Origin of the sequence: Luteimonas sp. 9C (assembly GCF_902506295.1) — a bacterium.
Taxonomy (GTDB): Bacteria; Pseudomonadota; Gammaproteobacteria; order Xanthomonadales; family Xanthomonadaceae; genus Luteimonas.
Genome location: NZ_LR733312.1, coordinates 2,125,139 through 2,143,411, shown reverse-complemented (window position 1 = coordinate 2,143,411; position 18,273 = coordinate 2,125,139). Strand labels below are relative to the sequence as shown.

The window sequence follows — 18,273 nt, the reverse complement described above, 5'->3', positions numbered from 1 at the left end:
GTCACTCCACGGAAGTCCCGATGTCCGCCCAAACCGAAGCCGAACGCGCGCTCGCCGACCTGCTGGTCGAGAGCCTGAACCTGGAGGACGTGCAGGCGGCCGACATCGATCCCGAGGCGCCGCTGTTCAACGCCGGCCTGGGTCTGGATTCGATCGATGCGCTCGAACTCGCGCTGGCCGTCAGCAAGCGCTACGGCTTCCAGCTGCGGTCCGACAACGACGAGAACCGGCAGATCTTCGCCTCGCTGCGCGCGCTGTCTGCGCACATCGAGCAGCACCGCACCACTTGATCCTGCTGCTGCAAATGCTGCTGGGGCTCGGTTACACGGCCCTGGCGCATCTCGCAAGCCGCTGGCACCACGACGGCCTCGCGCTGGGCGCCCTGGTGCTGCTGATCGCGATGGTGGTCATCGAACCGCTGCTGGCGCGTCGCCCGTGGGCGTACGTCGCCACGCCGCTGCTGGCATGGGGGGCGTGGGCGCTGTACGCCGCCGGGCACGCCGCGCTGCCGCTGCTGCTGGTGCCGGTGGTGTTCGTCGTCGCGATCGCGTGGCTGTTCGCACGCACCCTGCGCGCGGGCTCGGTGCCGCTGATCACCCGCATCGTGCTGGGGATCGAGGGCGGCGATGGCCCCGAGGCGCTCGAGCCTGACCTGCGCCGCTACACCCGCAATCTGACCGCGGCCTGGGCCGGCGTGCTGTTGCTGATGGCCGGCGCCAACCTCCTGCTCGCCCTGATCGCCAGCCCGGCCGGGCTGCTGGAAAGCGTGGGCGTGGCATCGCCGCTGCCGATCACCCAGGAACAGTGGTCGCTGTGGGCGAACCTGCTCAACTACAGCGTGATCGGCGGGTTCTTCGTCATCGAGTTCGCGTTTCGCAAGCGCCGCTTCCCGGGCCGCTACAGCGGATTTCTGGATTTCCTGCGCAAGCTGGCCGGGCTGGGCCCGGTGTTCTGGCGCGATCTGCTGCGCTGACGCGGTATTTGCTGAACGCATTCCGCGCGATGCGCAGCGGTCACACGGGATATCCTATCCGTCACATGGAATACCGACAGACCCGTGCCGCACCCGGGGCCGCGGCGTTCGCGGCCTTGTCCGCACGCGCGATCAACGTCCTGGAGTGCCTGTACACCCTGCTATGGACGGCGGGCTGGATCAGCGTGTCGCTGATCCGCCAGGCGGTGACGGGCCGGCGTGATCTCGCGCTGGAGATGGCGCGCACGCACTGGGCGCCGGGGCTGGTCGGGCCAGCCGGCGGGCTGACCGTCGAAGGCGCGGATGCGATCGACTGGAATCGCCCGTACCTGGTCGTGGCCAACCACGAATCCCTGCTCGACATCTGCGTGCTGTTCATGGCCGTGCCGGCGCCGCTGCGCTTCCTGCTGAAAGAGGAAATGCGCCGCGTGCCGTTCCTGTGCGGCTATGCGCGCGCCACCGGCATGCTCTTCATCAGCCGCGAGGACCGCCGCGCCGGGCCGCTGCTGCGGCGCCAGGTGGCGGGCCTGCTCGGTTCGGGCAGGACGCTGTGCCTGTTTCCAGAAGGCACGCGCTCGCGCGACGGCCGGCTGGGCGAATTCAAGTCGGGCTCGTTCCAGGCCGCGATCGATGCCGGCGTCGACGTGCTGCCGATCGCGCTGCACGGCACCGGCCGCGTGCTGCCGCCGACGGGATTCTTCCGGACCTGTCGCGGTCCGATGCGGGCGACGGTGGGCACGCCGATCCGCGTCGACGGCCGCATCGGCGCCGCCGGCCGCCAGGCGGTCGCGCGCGAAGCGCAGGACGCCGTGGCCGCGATGCTCGGCAGGCGCTGACCGATGGCGCCGCACACCTTCGTCATCGACCCCGCGCACCCCTGCCTGCCGGGGCATTTCCCGGGCCAGCCGCTGGTGCCGGGCGTGGTGATCCTGGATCGCGTGGTCGCCGCGGTGGAAGCCGCGCACGGCCCGCAGGGCGCGTTGCGCCTGCCGCAGGTGAAGTTCGTGCAGTCGCTGCTGCCCGGCGAACAGGCGTCGATCGCACTCGACGCAACCGCGCGCGACGGCGTGTCGCGCTGGCGTTTCCGGGTGGAACGCGACGGCGTGCTGCTCGCGAGCGGCGAGCTCGTCGCCGACGGTCCCGCGCTGGCATGAGCGCGGCGTGGAAGGCGCGCCGCGAGGGCGGCGGGCGGTTTGCATTGCGCGCATTGCGGGTGTTCGCATCGCATTGCGGCCGCACGCCGGCGCGCGCGCTGCTGTATCCGATCGCGCTGTATTTCATGATCCGCCGCGGCGCCGAGCGACGCGACTCGCGCCGGTACCTGGCGCGCATGTTCGGCCGGCCCGCCACGACCTTCGAGGTCGCGCGACATTTCCGCACGTTCGCCGCGACCATCCTCGACCGGCTGTTCCTGCTGAGCGAAAACACGCGCCGTTTCGACGTGCACCCGCAAGGCCTCGATGTGCTGCACCGGCATCTCGACACCGGTCGCGGCGTGCTGCTGTTCGGCTCGCACCTGGGCAGTTTCGAGGTGCTGCGCGTGCTGGCCACCCAGCGTCCCGAATTCAAGATCCGGGTCGTGCTCGACCGCGCGCACGGCCGGGCGATGACCGAACTGCTGGAAGCGCTGAATCCCGCGGTCGCCGCGACCGTGATCGACGCCGGCGACGGTGGCCCGGCGGTCGCGCTGGCGATCCAGGAAGGTCTGGCGCAGGGCGCCATGGTCGCGCTGCTGGTCGATCGCAGCCAGGAAGGCGGGGTGACGATGCCGGTGCCGTTCCTCGGCCGGCCGGCGCCGTTCCCGGTCGCGCCGTGGCTGCTGGCGTCGGTGCTGAAAGTGCCGGTGATGCTGGCGTTCGGCCTGTACCGTGGGGGCAACCGCTACGACCTGGTGTTCGAACCCTTCAGCGACGGCATCGACCTGCCGCGCCGCGATCGCCAGGCCGGCGTGGCCGCGCTCATCCACCGTTACGCCGCGCGTCTGGAACATCACGCACGCAGTGCCCCCTACAACTGGTTCAATTTCTATGACTTCTGGACAGGTGCCGATGACAAGCGCGACGTTCCTGCGCCGGTGGCCGGCGCCCTGCCTGCTGCTGGCGATGCTGCTCGCAGCGCCGACGTGGGCGGCGGCGCAGACCGCTGACAGCGCGCCACGCGCGAACCAGTCGCGCGACCGCGTGCCCGCGCCCGCCGCCGTCGCCCCCCGCAGCGTCGACGCCGACTGGATCCTGCAGCGCCTGACCCAGCACGGCGCGAGCGCGACGCCGTTCGTCGAACTGCGCGTCTCGTCGATGCTCAAGCGGCCGCTGCAGCTGTCGGGCGAGTATCGCCGTCCCGACGCCGACACGCTGGTGCGCGAGGTGCGCGCGCCGTATGCGGAAACGACGACCATCCGCGCCGGCGAGGCCACCATCGCCCGCGAAGGCCGCAGCCCGCGCACGTTCTCGCTGTCGCGCGTGCCCGAACTCGCCGCGTTGCAGGGCAGCTTCGGCGCGCTGCTGGCCGGTGACCGCAAGGCGCTGGAAGCGGTCTATGCGCTCGAAGCCGACGGCGTGCCGGCCGACTGGACGCTGACGCTGACGCCGCGCGATCCGCGCACCGCCACGCGTGTGGCCGGCATCGTGCTGCGCGGCCGTGACGCGGAACTGCGCTGCATCGAGACGCGACCGAAGCAGGGCGACGCGCAGCCGACCCTGCTCGGCAGCGCCGCCACCGCGGCGGCCACCGTGGATTCGCTCGAAGCCGCGCAGCGGCTGTGCCACGACGTTCCGCGTTGAGCGGGCGTCCCGGATTGCGCGACACGCTGCTGCAGCGCCCCGGCCTGCGGCTGACGCTGGCGGTCGCGTGGCTGCTGGCGTTGCTCGCGCTGGGCTGGATCGCGGCGGCGAAACTGGAATTCAGCGGCGACCTGCGCCGCTTCCTGCCGGACGCGCGCACGCCCGAGCAGCGTCTGCTGATGGAGGAACTCGGCGACGGCCCGGGGTCGCGCCTGCTGATGCTGGCGATCTCCGGCGACACACCCGAAGCGCTCGCCGAGCGCTCGCGTGGCCTCCACGATGCACTCGTCGGCGATCCGCGCTTCACCCTGGTCACCAACGGTGGCGAGGCCGGGCTCGATGCGTTTCCGCAGGACCTGCTGCCCTATCGGTACCTGCTGACGTCGACGTTCGACGATGCGCCGCTCGATGCCGACACCCTGCGCGATGCGCTCGACGCGCGCCTGCAGGATCTCGGCTCGCCGGCCGCCGGGCTCGTCGAGCCGCTGATTCCGTCCGATCCCACGCTCGAGGTGCTCGCGCTCGCAGAAGCCTGGCAGCCCGCCGGTGCGCCGCAACGGCTGCACGACGTGTGGTTCGACCAGTCCGGCACGCAGGCGCTGATGCTGGTCGAGACACGCGCCGCGGGCTTCGATCCGACCGGCCAGCTGGATGCGGTCGGCACCATCCGCGACACCTTCGCGCAGCAGGCGGGCGAGGGCGCTGCGACCCTGGAAGTCGTCGGTCCGGGCGCGTTCTCGGTCGACATCGGCGGGCGCACGCAGGCCGAGGCGCAGCGCATCGGCATGGTCGACACCATCGGCCTGATCCTGCTGCTGCTCGTCGCCTACCGCAGCTGGAAGATGCCGCTGCTCGGCGTGTTGCCGCTTGCGAGTGCCGGCATCGCCGGGCTCACGGCAGTCGCGTTGCTGTTTCCCGGCGGCGTGCACGGCATCACCATCGCGTTCGGCTTCACCTTGATCGGCGTGGTGCAGGACTATCCGATCCACTTCTTCAGCCACCAGCGCGCCGGCCTGTCGCCGTGGAAGAACGTGCGCGGCCTGTGGCCGGCGCTGTCGACCGGCGTCGTCGCGACCTGCATCGCCTACGCGACGTTCCTGTTCTCGGGCGTCGACGGGCTGCGCCAGCTCGCGGTGTTCACGATCGCAGCCTTGGGCGTCGCCGCGCTGACCACGCGCTATCTGTTGCCCGGTCTGGTCGATCCGTCGCCGCCGGATCTCGCCGATTCGGCACGCCTGCAGCGGTTGTGGCATCGGATCGAAGCGCTGCCGCGGCCGAAGTGGACGCTGGCGGTGCTGGCGCTCGCCGCCGTCGCCGCGATCGCATTCGCGCCCGGTGCGTTCTGGCAGAACGATCTGTCGAAGCTGACGCCGGTCGATCCCGAATCGATGCAGCGCGACACCGCGCTGCGCGTCGAGCTCGGCGCGCCCGACGTGCGCTACGTGCTGGTCGCGCAGTCGGCGGACAGCGATGCGGCGCTCGGTGCGACCGCCGCGCTGCGGCCGGCGCTCGATGCACTGGTGGCCGCCGGCCGGCTCGACGGCTACGACATGGCCGCGCGCTATCTGCCCGGCGCCGACACGCAACGCGCGCGTCAGGCCGCGCTGCCGGACAGCGACGCGTTGCGCGCGATGCTCGCCGATGCATTGACGGACTCCGCGTTCAACGACGACGCGTTCGAGCCGTTCGTCGAGGACGTCGCGCGCGCGAAGGCCGCCGCGCCGTTGACGCGTACCGATCTCGAAGGCTCGCCGCTGGCGACCGCGGTGTCCGGCCTGCTGCTCGAGGGCGAGGGCCGTTCGACCGCGCTGGTCTCGCTCAGCGGCCTCGACGATCCGGCCGACGTCGCCGCGCTCGCGACGCAGGGTCGCGCGCCGGGCGTGGACATGCGCCTGCTCGACATGAAGGACGCCTCGGAATCGCTGGTCGTCGAGTACCGCGGCCGCGTGCTCGCGGCAATGGCGGTCGCGCTGGTGCTGCTCGTCGGCACCGTGTGGATCGCGCTGCGCAGTCCGCGCCGGGTCTGGCGCGTGCTGCTGCCGACGCTGTTGACCTTGCTGGTCGTCGTCGCGGTGCTGCGACTGGTGGGCGTCGAACTGACCCTGTTCCATCTCGTTGCGCTCATCCTCGCCGCCGGTCTCGGTCTCGACTACGCGCTGTTCTTCGAACACGCCGGCGAGGACCGCCAGGACCAGATCCGCACCCTGCACGCGATCCTCGTCTGCAGCCTGATGACGCTGCTCGTCTTCAGCCTGCTCGCGCTGTCGTCGATTCCGGTGCTGCGCGCGATCGGCAGTACGGTCGCGCTGGGGGTGGTGTCCAACTTCGTGCTGTCGTTGCTCGTCGCGCGCCAACGCGCGGCGATCGAGGCGGCCCGCGCCGAACCGGAGCCTGTCGCATGAGCCACATCGATCGCCAGACGATCCTGTCGATGATTCCGCACCAGGGCGCGATGTGCCTGTGGGATGCGGTGACCGCATGGGACGCGGCGTCCGTGACGCTGCGCAGCGCGAGCCATCGCGACCCGGCCAATCCGTTGCGCAGCGACGGCCAGCTGCGCGCGCTGCATCTGTGCGAGTACGGCGCGCAGGCGATGGCGGTCCACGGCGGCCTGCGTGCGCAGGCCACCGGCGCCCCGGTGCGGCCGGGCATGCTGGTCGCGTTGCGCGGCATGCAGTTGCATGTGGGGCGTATCGACGACCTCGACGGCGATCTGGAGTGCGTTGCCGAGGTACTGGTCGAATCCGACGACAGCCAGCAGTACGCCTTCCGCATCACCTGCGACGGCGCACTGCTCGCCGACGGGCGCGCGGCGGTGATGCTGGGACCGGCGCGGAGCGCTGCCTGAGCTGACCTGACGGATCCCGTCCTGCGTGGATGCTTAGGCGCGTCCCGCATCCGGCGGGGGCGTCCGGCGACGCCCGCTACAATTCCCGCATGACCAGCTCAGCATCCAGCTCACCCGCGCGCCGCGCGCTCGTCACCGGCGGCAGCGGCGACATCGGCGGCGCGATCTGTCGCCGTCTCGCAGCCGACGGCCTGCACGTGATCGTCCACGCCAACGGCAATCTCGCGCGTGCCGAAGCCGTGGTCGCCGACATCGTCGGCGAGGGCGGCAGCGCCGAGGCGGTGGCGTTCGATGTTGCCGACGGTGCGGTCACGCGCCGCGCGCTCGATGCACTGCTCGAGGCGGGGCCGATCCAGGTCATCGTCAACAACGCCGGCGTCCACGACGACGCGCCGATGGCCGGCATGTCGGAGGCGCAGTGGAAGCGCGTCATCGACGTGTCGCTGCACGGCTTCTTCCACGTCACCCAGCCGCTGCTGCTGCCGATGGCGCGCAAGCGCTGGGGACGCATCGTCAGCGTGTCGTCGGTGGCCGCCGTCACCGGCAACCGGGGCCAGACCAACTATGCGGCGGCGAAAGCTGCACTGCATGGCGCGTCGAAATCACTGGCGCGCGAGATGGCCAGTCGCGGCATCAGCGTCAACGTGGTCGCCCCCGGCGTGATCGCCGGCAACATGGCGCAGGATGCGTTCCCCGATGAGATGATCAAGCAGATCGTGCCGGCGGCCCGGGCGGGCACGCCCGACGAGGTCGCAGCGCTCGTGGCCTTCCTGTGCTCGGACGCGGCCGGTTACGTCAACGGCCAGGTCATCGGCATCAACGGCGGCATGGGCTGACGGGGTGGCGGTAGGCGGACATGCGGCCTTCAGCGCCATGAACCCTGATTCACACCGCCCGTCGCATCATCCCTGCACCCGCCACGAGGATTCCCTGATGCGCGTTTCCCGTCTGCTTCCGTTGCTGCTCGGCGTCGGCCTGCTCGCCGGCTGCGCCAGCTCCCATGTCCTGACCGGTACGCCGCGGGCGCCGATCGATCCGTCGCAGGTGCGCATCTACCACGGGCCGCCGCCGGGCCAGTACGAGGAAATCGCGATCCTCAACACCAGCAGCGGCGCGCTGACCTATGGCGAACAGAACAAGGTGAACTCGGTGCTGCAGAAGCTGCGCAACCAGGCGGCCAAGCTCGGTGCCAACGGCGTGCTGTTCCAGGGCACCGCGGACGGCTACCGCAACGGCGGCGTCAGCGTGGGCGGCGGCGTGGGTCGTGGCGGCGGACGTTCGTTCTCGTCGGCCGGCGTCGGTGTCGACATCAGCCCGCAGCAGAAGTACGCCAGTGGCGTCGCGATCTGGGTGGCGAATCCGCCGCCCGCCGATGCGCCGCAGACACCGCCGGTCCTGCCCGGCACGTCCAACTAAGCGCGCGCTTCGCGCCACGGAACCGGCACACGGGCGGCGTGCCGCCGGTGCCGCCGGTGCCGCGTGGCCGCGCGTCATGCCGCGTCGGCGTACCAGGTACCCGACAGCGACGGAGCCGCGCCCGTGCTGACATCGGCCAGCAATGCATCCAGTCCCATGTCGTCGATATCGGGATGTGCCGCGCGCGCGTGCTGCAGGATCTCCGCGGCCAACCACTGCATCCGCGCGACGTTGTCGCCGATGCGCGCCACCAGGGCGTCGTCGTCGAGCACGTCGGTGAGCGCGCCGTTGAGGTCGCGGAACCACGCAATGCCGGACTGGTCGAGCATCCGCGAATCGTGCGCGGCGCCTTCGCGGTTGCGGCGTCCCCAGTCGCGCAGCAGCGTCTGGATCGAGCGATTCAGGCCGGCGGCGGTCGTGAACGCCGGACGCAGGCGGCCGAGCACCGTCATGCTGGTCAGGCGATCGGCGAAGAACAGCGGCGCCAGCAGCGACCAGTAGTAGGTGTAGTCCCAGATCACCTTGACCGGCATGACTTGGGCATCGCCGAACAGCGGGTACTGGTCCTGGTAGAGCGTGAGCGTGTTCTCGTAGAACGAGACGTACAGCTGCTGGTAGAGCGCGACGTAAGGCCGGTAGTCGATGCCCGCGCGATCCTTGCCGATCATGTCGCAGATGTAGGTGTTGGCGATCGCGATGAAGTCGGTACCCGGCGAATAGAACGGATCGAGGAACAGGCCGGCCTCGCCGGTCAGCGCCCAGCGTTCGCGCGAGAACACCTGCTTGCAGCCGTAGGAGAAGTGCCGCAGGAACAGGAAGTCCTGCAACGTGTGTTCGCTGCGGTCGAGCGTGGCCGCGACCTGCGGCTGGTGCGTGCGCAGCCAGTCCATCGCCTTGGCGTGGGTGTTCATCGTCTCGAGCGGATGCAGCTTCGCGTCGCAGACGATGCCCAGAGAGTGCGCGCCCGAGGCCAGCGGGATCAGCCAGAACCAGTAGCCGGGCCCGCACATGTGGTTGGTCGAGCGCCAGCGGTCCGGCGGATCGCAGCGCTGCAACCAGCCTGCGTCCTGCGACCAGGTGTTCGGATCGATGATGCCGTCGACCCGCCACCACACCGCATTGGCATCGTGGTCGTTGGGCTGGGCCAGATCGAGCTTGCGCTTGAGCAGGCCGGCGCGTCCGCTGGCGTCGACGAGCCACCGGCTGCGCAGCGTGTGCGTCGCGCCGTCGCGCTCGAACGCGACCGCGTGATCGCCGGCGCCGTCCCCGGCCATGGTGAGCTCGCGCACCACGGCCGCGTCTTCGAACTGCACGCCCAGGTCGCGGGCCCGCTCACCCAGGAAGTTCTCGAACCTGCCGCGATCGATCTGCCACGACGGGGCCGGCAGCAGTTGGCTGACGCCCAGTTCCGTGCACTGGTCGATGTCGGTACGGCGGTCGGAGAAGAAGAACCGGAAGCCGAACTTGCGGATCTGCTCGGCCTCCAGGTGCGCCTCCAGGCCCAGCACCTTGGCCAGGTAGTGCGCACCGATCTCGACCGTGGACTCACCGACCTTGTGGGCGGCCTCGCGCACCGGATGCGCGCGGCGTTCGATGACGGTGACCGCGCAATCGGGATCGCGCTGGCGCAGCTGCAGGGCGAGCGTGAGTCCGGCGAGTCCGCCGCCGAGAATGGCGACGTCGGTGCGCGACTGGCGGGCGTCTGCGTGGGGGCGGCTCGGCTCGGACATCATCGTGCGCCTTGCATGGGTTCATGGGCGAGCATCGCATCGGGCGCGGCGCCGGGATCGAAGATCACCGGCGGGCTAGCGCGCTTGGCGCGCCAGGTCTGCAGCAGGTCACCCCGCGCGAGCACCTGCCGCAGCACGTGCAGGGTGATCGATTTCAGGTCGCGATAGAGCCGGAAGTGGCTCTTGCGGAACTGCTCGTCCGAATCCGCGCAGCGGTAGCGTGTCTCCACCGGGACCGACACCACGCCGCAACCGAGCCGACGCGCCGCGCTGATCAGGATCTGCGCCTCGAACACGAAGCCCTCGCCGGGCACTTCGTCGAGCGCGAGCACCGCGGCGGGATAGAGCCGCTGGCCGCTCTGCGTGTCGACCATCCGGAAACCGCAGCCCCAGGCGATGCCCCAGTCGCCGAAATCGTTGCCGATCCGCCGGTACCAGGGCTGGGTGCCGCGCTTCTTCAAGCGTGCGCCGTTGACGATGCAGTGCGGATAGCGGTTGGCGGCTTCGATCATGCGCGGAATGTCGCTGGCGCGGTGCTGGCCGTCGCCGTCCATCGTCACCACCGCGGCGAACCCGCGCCGGCGGGCTTCCGCAAAGCCGTTCCGCAATGCCTGCCCCTTGCCCCTGCGCTGCGGATGGCGCAGCAGCGTGACCGGCAGCGCGGCGACGATGTCGGGCGTCGCATCGTCCGATCCGTCGTCGACGACGATCACGTGTTCGCAGTAGGCCAGCGCCTCGCCGACGACCTCGTCGATGCGGAGCGCCTCGTTGAGCGCCGGGATCACGACCGCGACGTTGCCGCGATGCAGGTGCGGATGCTCAGCCACGCGCGTGCTCCGGCTGTGCCTGCGTGGGGTGCGTGATCTCCAGCGCCAGCGAACGGTGCGGTCCCGCGCGCAGCACCGCGCGCGACCCGCCGGTGGCGAGCGCATCGAACAGCGGCAGCATCTGCACCATCGCGTTGTGTGCCGCGTGCGTGCTGAGCGGACCGGGCGCGTCGAGTTCGGCGCCGTCGCGCAGCGCGGCCTGCAGACGCGGACCGTTGCCGTCGCGCACCAGCACCAGCGCCGCGCCGAGCAGGCCTTCGCTGCGGGTCACGGTGCCGAGCAGTCCGGTGGACGCGGTGTCGTAGGCGACCAGCAGCACGGCGGGGCTGCCGGCGGCGAGTTGCATCATCGCCTCGAGCAGGCCCTGGGCGAAGGTGGCCTCATGGGCGCTGATCGCGGTCGTCGCCTCGGTGCAGCCGGCGCCGATGGTCCAGTAGCCGGCGGCGGCGTTGTGCACCGAGTTGTGGAACTTCGTCGGCGAGATCGCAGTGGGATCGGTCGCCAGCGTGTCGCACATGTAATCGGTGATGCCCAGGTCGCCATGGGTCGAGGCGAACACCGACGGCAGCGTCTCCGGTGCGACCCCGGCATCGCGGCACGCGGCAAGCGCGACCTCGAGCGCGACGGCGACCGAGCCCGGCGCGCGCCGGCGTTCGTTCGGTGCCAGCAGCTGCGGCGATGGACGCGAGGGTGCGGTGTCCGGGCGCGTGCCTTCACGCGCGAACGCACGCGCGGCGTTCCAGTCCGGCAGGCCATCGGTCCAGAAGCCGATGCCGGCGATCGTCGCGCCTAGGGCGTTCGACGCGCTCATGCCGCCACCTTGCCGAACACCAGCGAGCAGTTGTTGCCGCCGAAGCCGAAGGAATTGTTCATCGCGAACCGGATGTCGGCCTGCGCATTGTCGAAGCGGATCTGCGGACCGCAGGCGGGATCGCGCACGGCGCTGTCGAGGATCCCCGGCAGCAGGCCGTTCTCGAGCGCCAGCAGCGCGAACACCGATTCGACGATGCCGGCCGCGCCCAGCGTGTGACCGGTCCAGCCCTTGGTCGAACTGGCGTGCAGCGTGTCCGGGAACACGCCATCGACCGCGCGTGCCTCGACCGAATCGTTGGCCGGCGTCGAGGTGCCGTGCAGGTTGAGATAGCCGACTTCGGCCGCGTCGATGCCGGCGCGATCGAGCGCGCCGCGCATGGCCAGTGTCGCGCCGAGACCTTCGGGGTGCGGCGCCGACATGTGGTGCGCGTCGCTGGATTCACCGTAACCGCGCAACTGCAGGCCGGTATCGCCGGCCGCGGCTCGCTCGAGCACGGCGAAGCCGCCGGCCTCGCCCAGCGACAGGCCGTCGCGGGTGGCGTCGAAGGGGCGACAGCGCTCGGTCGACACCAGGCCCAATGCGTTGAACCCGAACAGCACGCTGCCGCACAGCGTGTCGACACCGCCGACCAGCGCCGCGTCGACGAGGCCGGCTTCGATCATCCGCGCCGCCTGGGCGAACACCTTCGCGCTCGACGAGCACGCGGTGGCAACCGTGATGCAGGGACCGCGCAGGCCGGTGGCGTGCTGCAGGAAGTCGCCCAGCGAATGCGGCGTGTGCACGATCGGGCGGGCGAGATCGTCCGGAAGGTGGCGCACGCCCTCGGCATCGGTGCCGGCGCGCGCATAGCCTTCCTCGCTGGCGCCGATGCTCGAGGTTGAGGTGCCCACGACCAGCGCGACGCGATCCACGCCGTAGCGCGCCACCATCGTGTCGAGCGTGGCCAGCACGCCATCCTGCTGCAGCGCCAGCCAGGCGAGCCGGTTGTTGCGGCATTCCCAGCGGGCGAGCGCGGACGGCAGCGGCGCGTCTTCCACGCCGTCCACGCGACCGATCCAGGTCGGCAGCGGGGTCGGGCCGAAATCGTTGCGGCGCAGCCCGCCGCGGCGTTCGCGCAGGGCCGCGGCCTGGGCGGCATTGCCGCGTCCGAGCGCAGTGGTCGCGGTGAACGCACGGATGGCGAGTGCCGGAATCGGCGACAGGGACAGCGGTTCAGTCACGCAGTGAATCCGGGACAATCAGGCGGTCGAGTATAGCGACAGCATGGTGAGGCTAGACTTCAGGGCCACCCCCAGTTCCGGACCGTTCGGGAAGCGGTTCCACGATGGCCCGTACCCGCCTGCTGTACCGCCTCAAACGGCTTGCCGACCGCGATGCCCTGCACACGCTGGCGGTCGCCGGGGCGGTCTGCGTGCTGAGTCTGGGTCTGGTGTACGTGGGCTATCTGGTGCACGTGCTGCGGGTCGCGCGCAATGCGCCCTGTGTGCCGGTCGGTGGCGAGTGCGTGCTGGTGTTCGGCAAGCACGCGCCGCAGGGGCGCCTGGACGCGGACTTCCAGGCCCGGCTCGCGCGCGCGGCCTCGCTGTGGACCTCGCATGCGCCCGGCAGCGTGCTGCTGCTCGGCGGCGGCCCGGCGGGCAGCCCGACCGAAGCCGCGCTGGCCCGCGATGCCCTCCATGCCCTGGGCGTGCCCGAGGACGCACCCCTGGTGCTCGAGGACGCCTCGCGCGACACCCTGCAGAACCTGCGCAACGCGCGCAGCCTGCTGACGGCCGCCGCCGTCGACCCCGACGCGCCGACACGCCGTGTCACCCTGCTCAGCAGCCGCTACCACCTCGCGCGCTGTGCTCTGTTCGCACGCGGACTCGGCCTGCACTGGGAACTGTGCGCGGCCGAACCGGCGCTGTCCTGGCGCCCCGGCTCGCTGTGGCGCATCGCCGGCGAGGCCGCCTACGTCTGCTGGCTCGATATCGGCATGCGCTGGGCGCGACTGATCGGGCATCGACGGTTGATGGACCGGATCAGCTGAGCATCGACCGCGGGCCGGGATGCGCCCCGCCCCGGCGGGGCAGGGCGCACCGGATCGATCAACGGCGCTGCTGCGCGGGGATGAACACCGTCTCCACCGCTTCGGCCAGCTGGTCCGGCGGCAACAGGCCCTGATCGAGCAGGAAGTTGTTGAACGCGCGGCGGTCGAACTTCGCGCCCAGTGCCAGTTCGGTGCGCATGCGCAATTCGAGGATGCGGGTGTAGCCGTAGAAGTAGCTCGTCGCCTGGCCCGGTGCGTTGAAGGTGTAGCGGTCGAGTTCCTGGCGCGCCATCGCGGGCGAGAGCATCACTTCTTCGGTCAGCACGCGGCCGGCCCGTTCGCGGTCGATCATGCCGAGATTGAGCATCGGGTCGAGCATCGCGCGCGCGGCGCGCAGCAAGCGGAACTGCAGGGCGATCAGCTGGCCGTCGAGCGGCTCATAGGGCACCAGCTCGGCTTCGGCATACAGCGCCCAGCCTTCGACGTTGACCGAGTTGAACGCGAACATTGAGCGGGCCAGCGAAACACCGCGCTCGACCATCGCGGTGAACTGCAGCTCGTGTCCGGGACGGCCTTCGTGCGCTGACAGCGTCCAGCGCACGGCGTCGAAGTTGAAGTCGTCGTATGCCGCGTCGTCGCCGGTGCCGCCGGGATTGCCCACCGGCAGCACGAACGTGCCCTGCTGGCCGGTGTTGCCGACCAGCGGCGCCGGGCGGAAATGCGGCGCGGGCTGCGCGGCCGATTCGGCGTCCGAACCCAGGCGCATCTGCATCTCGCGCTGCGGCACGTCGACGATGTCCTCGCGCTCGATGATCGGATCGATCGCGTCGATGACCTCGCGGTAGCTCGCCTCCAGACGCGCGTTCGGAATCGTGTCGCGCTTGAGCGCGGTGATGACACCGCGGTAGTCGGTCGCGTCGATGCCGTTCTCTTTCGCGACCAGCGGCGCAAGCTGCTGCATCTGCGCGCGGATTTCCATGAAGGCCAGCTGCGCGCGCTGCATCAGCAGTTGCGGGTCGACATCGGTGCCGTACTGCTTGAGCCCGAACGCATAGAGCTCCGGCGGCAGGCGCGTGTCTTCGCGCGCCTTCGGCAGCACGGTGGCGCGGGTCCAGTCGGCGTAGGCGGTGATCTCCTTCGCGATCGCTTCAAGTGCAGGTTCGGCGCCCTCGATCTCGTATTCCTCGAAGAGCTTGCGGATGCCGGCGATGTAGGTGTCGGCGCTGTCGAGCGCGCGCTGCACCTCAAGCTTGGTGGGCTGGAGCAGCTCGGGGTTCGATAGGCGCTCTTCATAGCGCTGGCGGGCGAGGGTGGTGATCGGTGTGCTGCCTTCGGTGAGGCCGGCATAACGCTGCAGACGGGCGAGCGCATGCACGCGCCGCTCCGACGGCGTCTGTGACGACAGCAGGCCGTTGATGCCGCCGAAGATCAATTGCGGCGCATCGGTCCAAGGCAGCAGATAGCGCTCGCCGAGCGTGCTGCCCTCGATGCTCTGATCGATGCTGGTCAGCAGGATCTGCAGGTCCTGGCGCACGTTGGCATCGCGCTCGAGTTCGAGCTGCGTCTGCAGCTTGGCGCGCGCCGCGGTCATCGCGTCGCGGTAGCGCCGGGCATTGTCGGGGCCGAAGTCCGCGACCTGGTCGTCGTAACCGGGCACGCCGAAGAAGCCTGCGGATTCAGGCTGGAATGGCGCCTGGGCGTCGATCAGGATCTGCGACAGTTCGTTGCTGCGCGTGACCCAGGCCGGCGATGCGGTCGGCGACGCAGCGACGACCGCCTTGGCGTCATCGGTGTGGGCGAGGGCCGTGAGTGGCGCGGCAAGGGACAGGGCGATCGCAAGGACAAGCGGTTTCATGGCAGCACCAGCGGCAAGGACGAACGCCGACCGTAGGCGCTCGCGTGCGTGCCGGCAATGGCCGGAGGTCACGGCACCGGCAAGGCGTGGTGTTCGACCGGCGTATCCGCTTCGGCGATCGTGATGATGTGCTCCAGATCGTTGTCGCCCGGCACGTACAGCAGCGACTCCCAGGTCCATGCACCCAGCCGACGATCGGCCGTGGCGATGAGGCGACCTTCACCGCGCGGGCCTTCGATGCCGATCACCAGGTCCGCGCGGCCCGAGCCGCCGCCGTCGGTCGAGGTGCTGACCGAGCCCATCGGCATGAAGCCGGGCGTGATCGGCGTGCCGATCGTCGCGACGAGTTCCGGATGCGCGCGGGCGCGTGCCATCGCGTCGGCGTAGACATCCGAGCGCATCATCGAGCCGCGGATCGCGAACAGCACGATCGCGACGAGCGCCGCCACCAGTGCGACGAACGTGACCACGACGACCGGCAACGCCCACTTCCAGTTGCGCTGCCACCAGCCACGCGGCGGTGGCGGCACAGGCGCGGGACGCGGCGGCAGTGGGGGCGGACTCGTGGACATGCGTGTGCCTTCGGCGTGTGCGGTCAGGGCGCCAGGCAACGCCCGAGAAACGCCTCGCTGGTGCGATAGCGATGCAACGCGTCGCGTCCACGCAGGCCGTGCTTGGCGCCCGGATACGTCATCAGTTCGAACGGCGTGCCGGCCTGCTGCAACTGGCTCATCAGCTGCGTGGCATTGGTGAACAGCACGTTGTCGTCGGCCATGCCGTGGATCAGCAGCAGCGCGTTCGGCTTGATGTTGTCGGCGTGGGTGAACACGCTGGCCTCGCGGTAGCCGTCGACGTTGGCCTTCGGCAAGTTCATGTAGCGCTCGGTGTAGTGCGTGTCGTAGAGCGCCCAGTCGGCGACCGGCGCGCCGGCGATGCCGCAGGCGTAGGCGTCAGGCGCCTTGGCCAACAGCATCAGCGTCATGTAACCGCCGTTCGACCAGCCGTTGACCGCGATGCGGTCGCCGTCGACCCACGACTGCGACTTCAACCATTCGACGCCGCGCAGCTGGTCTTCGACTTCGACCGTGCCCTGGCGCTCGTACAGCGCGCCGACGAAGTCACGGCCGCGACGCGGGGTGCCGCGGTTGTCCAGCGAAAACACCACGTAGCCCTGCTGCGCCAGGTACTGGTGGAAGCTCGCATCGGCGCGGCCGGGCCAGGTATCGAGCACGGTCTGCGCGGCCGGGCCGCCGTAGACGAACACGACGACCGGGTGCGGCTTGGTTTCGTCGAAATCCGCCGGCTTGATCAGCGAGTAGTGCAGCGGCGTGCGGCCGTCGGCGGCGGTCAGCGTGCCGAACTCGGTCGGGCGCTGCGCGGCGAGGAACGGCGCGTAGGGATGATCGGCGGCGGCGAGATCGTTCTCGACCAGCGTCGCCAGTTGCGTGCCGTCGGCGCGGTGCAGCGCGATCTGCGGCGGCGTGGTCGTGTTCGACCAGCTGTCGACGTAGACCGACGCATTGCGCGCGAAGCTCGCGCCATGCATGCCGGGCTCACGCGACAGTGCGGTGTAGGCACGCTTGCCGTCGAGGCCGACGCTGTAGAGCCGCGATTCCGTCGCACGCGGCAGCGCCTTGCCGTCCTCGAGTGCCATACCGGCGCGGAAGTAGGACAGGCCCGCCGTGGCATCGACCGCCAGCAGTTCGTCGACCGGCCAATCGCCCTGCGTGAGCTGGGTCATGCGGCGTCCGTCTTCGGACGCGAGATACAGATGCTGGAAGCCGTCGCGCTCGGACGACCACACGAAGCGGCCGTCATCGAGGAAGCGCAGGCTGTCGTGCAGCGGCACCCAGGTGCGGCCGCGCTCGGTCAACAGCGTGCGCTGCGCGCCGGTGGCGAGCGTGGTCTCGATGAGGTCGAGCGTCTGCTGGTCGCGCGACTGGCGCTGGAAGGTCAGGCGCTGCGCATCGCGCCACTGCACGCGGGCGAGATAGATGTCGGTGTTCCTGCCGAGATCGACGTCCGTCACCGCGCCGCCCTGCGGGGCGACGACGTGCAGGGTCACGCGCACGTTGTCGTCGCCGGCGGCGGGGTAGCGCTGCTCGACGACTTCGGTGCGATCGGGATACACCTCGTAACGCTTCTGCACCGGCACCGGCGATTCGTCGATGCGCGCGTACGCGATGCCGCTGTCGTCCGGCGCCCACCAGTAGCCGGTGTGGCGGTTCATTTCCTCGTCGGCGACGAACTCGGCAACGCCGTTGCCGATCACCTCGCTGCCGTCGGTCGTCAGCTGGCGCTCGGTGCCGCTGGCGAGATCGATCACCCACAGATTGCGTGCGCGCACGAAGCTGACGAAGCCGCCACGCGGCGACACCTTCGGGTCGGTCGCGAAGCCGCCGCCGTCGGTGAGCTGGCGCACCGCCTCGGAACCGGTCTTCGACAGGTCGTACAGATACAGCTCGCCGCCGAGCGGAAACAGCAGACGCTGTGCATCCGGCGCCCACTGGTAGTCGACGATGCCGGACTGGCCTGCGATGCGCTGGCGCTCACGCCGCGCCTTTTCCGCGTCGCTGAGCGTCTCCTCGCCCGGCAGCACCACCTTCGAATCGACCAGCATCCGCGTCTGCCCGCTGGCGATGTCGTATTCCCACAGGTCCAGCTGGTTGCGGTTGCCGTCCTTGCCGCGCAGGAAGGTCACGCGCGAGCCGTCCGGTGCGACCTGCGGCTTCATCAGCGTCGGCCCCGACAGCGGCGCATCGCCGGTGGTGGCTTCGAGCGTAAGGCCGCCGGCGACGGGCGGTGTGGCGGCAAGGGTGGATGTGGTGGCGATCATCAGGGCGGCGGCAGCGAGTAGGGAGCGCATGGCGGGTCCAGTGGAGCGATGCGGTGAGTGTATCGGGTCGCCGCACTGCGCCTGCCGCGACGCATCAGCCTGCCGCGCAGGATTCGCGGCGTACTGTGCTGTCCGACCAGCCCCACATGCGATGCACCTGCGGCT

Annotated in this window: 18 protein-coding genes; 11 read left to right on the top strand and 7 right to left on the bottom strand. The window is 70.3% G+C overall.

Features of this window, described 5'->3' with window-relative positions; translation table 11 throughout:
- The first annotated feature begins 20 nt into the window (after positions 1–20).
- From CURTO8I2_RS09800 to CURTO8I2_RS09755, 10 genes are all read left to right on the top strand, one after another.
- Positions 21–290, top strand: a complete 270-nt coding sequence (locus CURTO8I2_RS09800; protein WP_159680767.1) for a phosphopantetheine-binding protein — start codon at positions 21–23, stop codon at positions 288–290.
- Positions 290–973 (top strand): ketosynthase, encoded by a 684-nt coding sequence (locus CURTO8I2_RS09795; RefSeq protein ID WP_159681642.1) that lies wholly within the window; start codon positions 290–292, stop codon positions 971–973. Before CURTO8I2_RS09800 ends, CURTO8I2_RS09795 begins: the two co-directional genes overlap by 1 nt.
- A 65-nt stretch (positions 974–1,038) precedes the next feature.
- The gene (locus CURTO8I2_RS09790) at positions 1,039–1,809 is read left to right on the top strand and encodes a lysophospholipid acyltransferase family protein (protein WP_159680764.1); all 771 of its coding nucleotides are present in this window, start codon (positions 1,039–1,041) and stop codon (positions 1,807–1,809) included.
- A gap of 3 nt (positions 1,810–1,812) precedes the next feature.
- A complete protein-coding gene (locus tag CURTO8I2_RS09785) occupies positions 1,813–2,127 on the top strand; it encodes a hypothetical protein (protein ID WP_159680763.1) in 315 nt (104 codons plus the stop codon).
- Entirely contained in the window at positions 2,124–3,119 is a 996-nt protein-coding gene (locus tag CURTO8I2_RS09780) for an acyltransferase (RefSeq protein ID WP_159680761.1), read from the top strand. Before CURTO8I2_RS09785 ends, CURTO8I2_RS09780 begins: the two co-directional genes overlap by 4 nt.
- Positions 3,022–3,753: a LolA-related protein gene (locus CURTO8I2_RS09775; RefSeq protein ID WP_236551059.1), complete on the top strand. Its 732-nt coding sequence runs from the start codon at positions 3,022–3,024 to the stop codon at positions 3,751–3,753. Before CURTO8I2_RS09780 ends, CURTO8I2_RS09775 begins: the two co-directional genes overlap by 98 nt.
- Entirely contained in the window at positions 3,750–6,155 is a 2,406-nt protein-coding gene (locus CURTO8I2_RS09770; protein WP_236551058.1) for an MMPL family transporter, read from the top strand. Before CURTO8I2_RS09775 ends, CURTO8I2_RS09770 begins: the two co-directional genes overlap by 4 nt.
- Positions 6,152–6,601 carry a phosphotransferase gene (locus CURTO8I2_RS09765; RefSeq protein WP_159680759.1) on the top strand — a complete coding sequence of 150 codons (450 nt, stop codon included), beginning with the start codon at positions 6,152–6,154 and terminating at the stop codon, positions 6,599–6,601. The genes CURTO8I2_RS09770 and CURTO8I2_RS09765 overlap by 4 nt, the downstream gene beginning before the upstream one ends.
- Positions 6,602–6,690: 89 nt before the next feature.
- Positions 6,691–7,437 (top strand): 3-oxoacyl-ACP reductase FabG, encoded by a 747-nt coding sequence (gene fabG, locus CURTO8I2_RS09760; RefSeq protein ID WP_159680757.1) that lies wholly within the window; start codon positions 6,691–6,693, stop codon positions 7,435–7,437.
- A 97-nt stretch (positions 7,438–7,534) separates the two neighbouring features.
- Positions 7,535–8,017, top strand: coding sequence for a hypothetical protein (locus tag CURTO8I2_RS09755; RefSeq protein WP_159680755.1), 483 nt, complete (start codon positions 7,535–7,537; stop codon positions 8,015–8,017).
- A 74-nt stretch (positions 8,018–8,091) separates the two neighbouring features.
- Here CURTO8I2_RS09755 and CURTO8I2_RS09750 read toward each other — a convergent pair whose 3' ends face one another.
- From CURTO8I2_RS09750 to CURTO8I2_RS09735, 4 genes are read right to left on the bottom strand one after another with little or no spacing between them, the layout of a single operon-like run.
- Positions 8,092–9,747, bottom strand: coding sequence for an FAD-dependent monooxygenase (locus CURTO8I2_RS09750; protein ID WP_159680753.1), 1,656 nt, complete (start codon positions 9,745–9,747; stop codon positions 8,092–8,094).
- Positions 9,747–10,574 (bottom strand): glycosyltransferase family 2 protein, encoded by an 828-nt coding sequence (locus CURTO8I2_RS09745; protein WP_159680751.1) that lies wholly within the window; start codon positions 10,572–10,574, stop codon positions 9,747–9,749. The genes CURTO8I2_RS09750 and CURTO8I2_RS09745 overlap by 1 nt, the downstream gene beginning before the upstream one ends.
- Entirely contained in the window at positions 10,567–11,385 is an 819-nt protein-coding gene (locus CURTO8I2_RS09740) for a beta-ketoacyl synthase chain length factor (protein WP_159680749.1), read from the bottom strand. The genes CURTO8I2_RS09745 and CURTO8I2_RS09740 overlap by 8 nt, the downstream gene beginning before the upstream one ends.
- On the bottom strand, positions 11,382–12,581 hold the full coding sequence (locus tag CURTO8I2_RS09735) for a beta-ketoacyl-[acyl-carrier-protein] synthase family protein (RefSeq protein WP_159681639.1): 1,200 nt from the start codon (positions 12,579–12,581) through the stop codon (positions 11,382–11,384). Before CURTO8I2_RS09735 ends, CURTO8I2_RS09740 begins: the two co-directional genes overlap by 4 nt.
- 131 nt (positions 12,582–12,712) lie before the next feature.
- On the opposite strand from CURTO8I2_RS09735, the gene CURTO8I2_RS09730 reads away from it, so the two are divergent.
- Positions 12,713–13,417, top strand: coding sequence for a YdcF family protein (locus CURTO8I2_RS09730; RefSeq protein ID WP_159680747.1), 705 nt, complete (start codon positions 12,713–12,715; stop codon positions 13,415–13,417).
- Positions 13,418–13,475: 58 nt separating this feature from the next.
- On the opposite strand, the gene CURTO8I2_RS09725 is transcribed toward CURTO8I2_RS09730, so the two are convergent.
- From CURTO8I2_RS09725 to CURTO8I2_RS09715, 3 genes are all read right to left on the bottom strand, one after another.
- The gene (locus CURTO8I2_RS09725) at positions 13,476–15,272 is read right to left on the bottom strand and encodes a DUF885 domain-containing protein (protein ID WP_159680745.1); all 1,797 of its coding nucleotides are present in this window, start codon (positions 15,270–15,272) and stop codon (positions 13,476–13,478) included.
- A gap of 68 nt (positions 15,273–15,340) precedes the next feature.
- Positions 15,341–15,844 (bottom strand): cytochrome c oxidase assembly factor Coa1 family protein, encoded by a 504-nt coding sequence (locus tag CURTO8I2_RS09720; protein WP_159680744.1) that lies wholly within the window; start codon positions 15,842–15,844, stop codon positions 15,341–15,343.
- A gap of 23 nt (positions 15,845–15,867) precedes the next feature.
- Positions 15,868–18,138 (bottom strand): S9 family peptidase, encoded by a 2,271-nt coding sequence (locus CURTO8I2_RS09715; RefSeq protein WP_159680742.1) that lies wholly within the window; start codon positions 18,136–18,138, stop codon positions 15,868–15,870.
- Positions 18,139–18,273: the final 135 nt, after the last annotated feature.

Excerpts from the sequence above, each read along its gene's own strand:
- CURTO8I2_RS09750 (WP_159680753.1), bottom strand. The coding sequence starts at position 9,747 with ATGTCCGAGCCGAGCCGCCCCCACGCAGACGCCCGCCAGTCGCGCACC.
- CURTO8I2_RS09790 (WP_159680764.1), top strand. The coding sequence starts at position 1,039 with ATGGAATACCGACAGACCCGTGCCGCACCCGGGGCCGCGGCGTTCGCG.
- CURTO8I2_RS09785 (WP_159680763.1), top strand. The coding sequence starts at position 1,813 with ATGGCGCCGCACACCTTCGTCATCGACCCCGCGCACCCCTGCCTGCCG.
- CURTO8I2_RS09720 (WP_159680744.1), bottom strand. The coding sequence starts at position 15,844 with ATGTCCACGAGTCCGCCCCCACTGCCGCCGCGTCCCGCGCCTGTGCCG.
- CURTO8I2_RS09765 (WP_159680759.1), top strand. The coding sequence starts at position 6,152 with ATGAGCCACATCGATCGCCAGACGATCCTGTCGATGATTCCGCACCAG.
- CURTO8I2_RS09775 (WP_236551059.1), top strand. The coding sequence starts at position 3,022 with ATGACAAGCGCGACGTTCCTGCGCCGGTGGCCGGCGCCCTGCCTGCTG.
- fabG (WP_159680757.1), top strand. The coding sequence starts at position 6,691 with ATGACCAGCTCAGCATCCAGCTCACCCGCGCGCCGCGCGCTCGTCACC.
- CURTO8I2_RS09730 (WP_159680747.1), top strand. The coding sequence starts at position 12,713 with ATGGCCCGTACCCGCCTGCTGTACCGCCTCAAACGGCTTGCCGACCGC.
- CURTO8I2_RS09740 (WP_159680749.1), bottom strand. The coding sequence starts at position 11,385 with ATGAGCGCGTCGAACGCCCTAGGCGCGACGATCGCCGGCATCGGCTTC.
- CURTO8I2_RS09725 (WP_159680745.1), bottom strand. The coding sequence starts at position 15,272 with ATGAAACCGCTTGTCCTTGCGATCGCCCTGTCCCTTGCCGCGCCACTC.
- CURTO8I2_RS09800 (WP_159680767.1), top strand. The coding sequence starts at position 21 with ATGTCCGCCCAAACCGAAGCCGAACGCGCGCTCGCCGACCTGCTGGTC.
- CURTO8I2_RS09755 (WP_159680755.1), top strand. The coding sequence starts at position 7,535 with ATGCGCGTTTCCCGTCTGCTTCCGTTGCTGCTCGGCGTCGGCCTGCTC.
- CURTO8I2_RS09715 (WP_159680742.1), bottom strand. The coding sequence starts at position 18,138 with ATGCGCTCCCTACTCGCTGCCGCCGCCCTGATGATCGCCACCACATCC.
- CURTO8I2_RS09780 (WP_159680761.1), top strand. The coding sequence starts at position 2,124 with ATGAGCGCGGCGTGGAAGGCGCGCCGCGAGGGCGGCGGGCGGTTTGCA.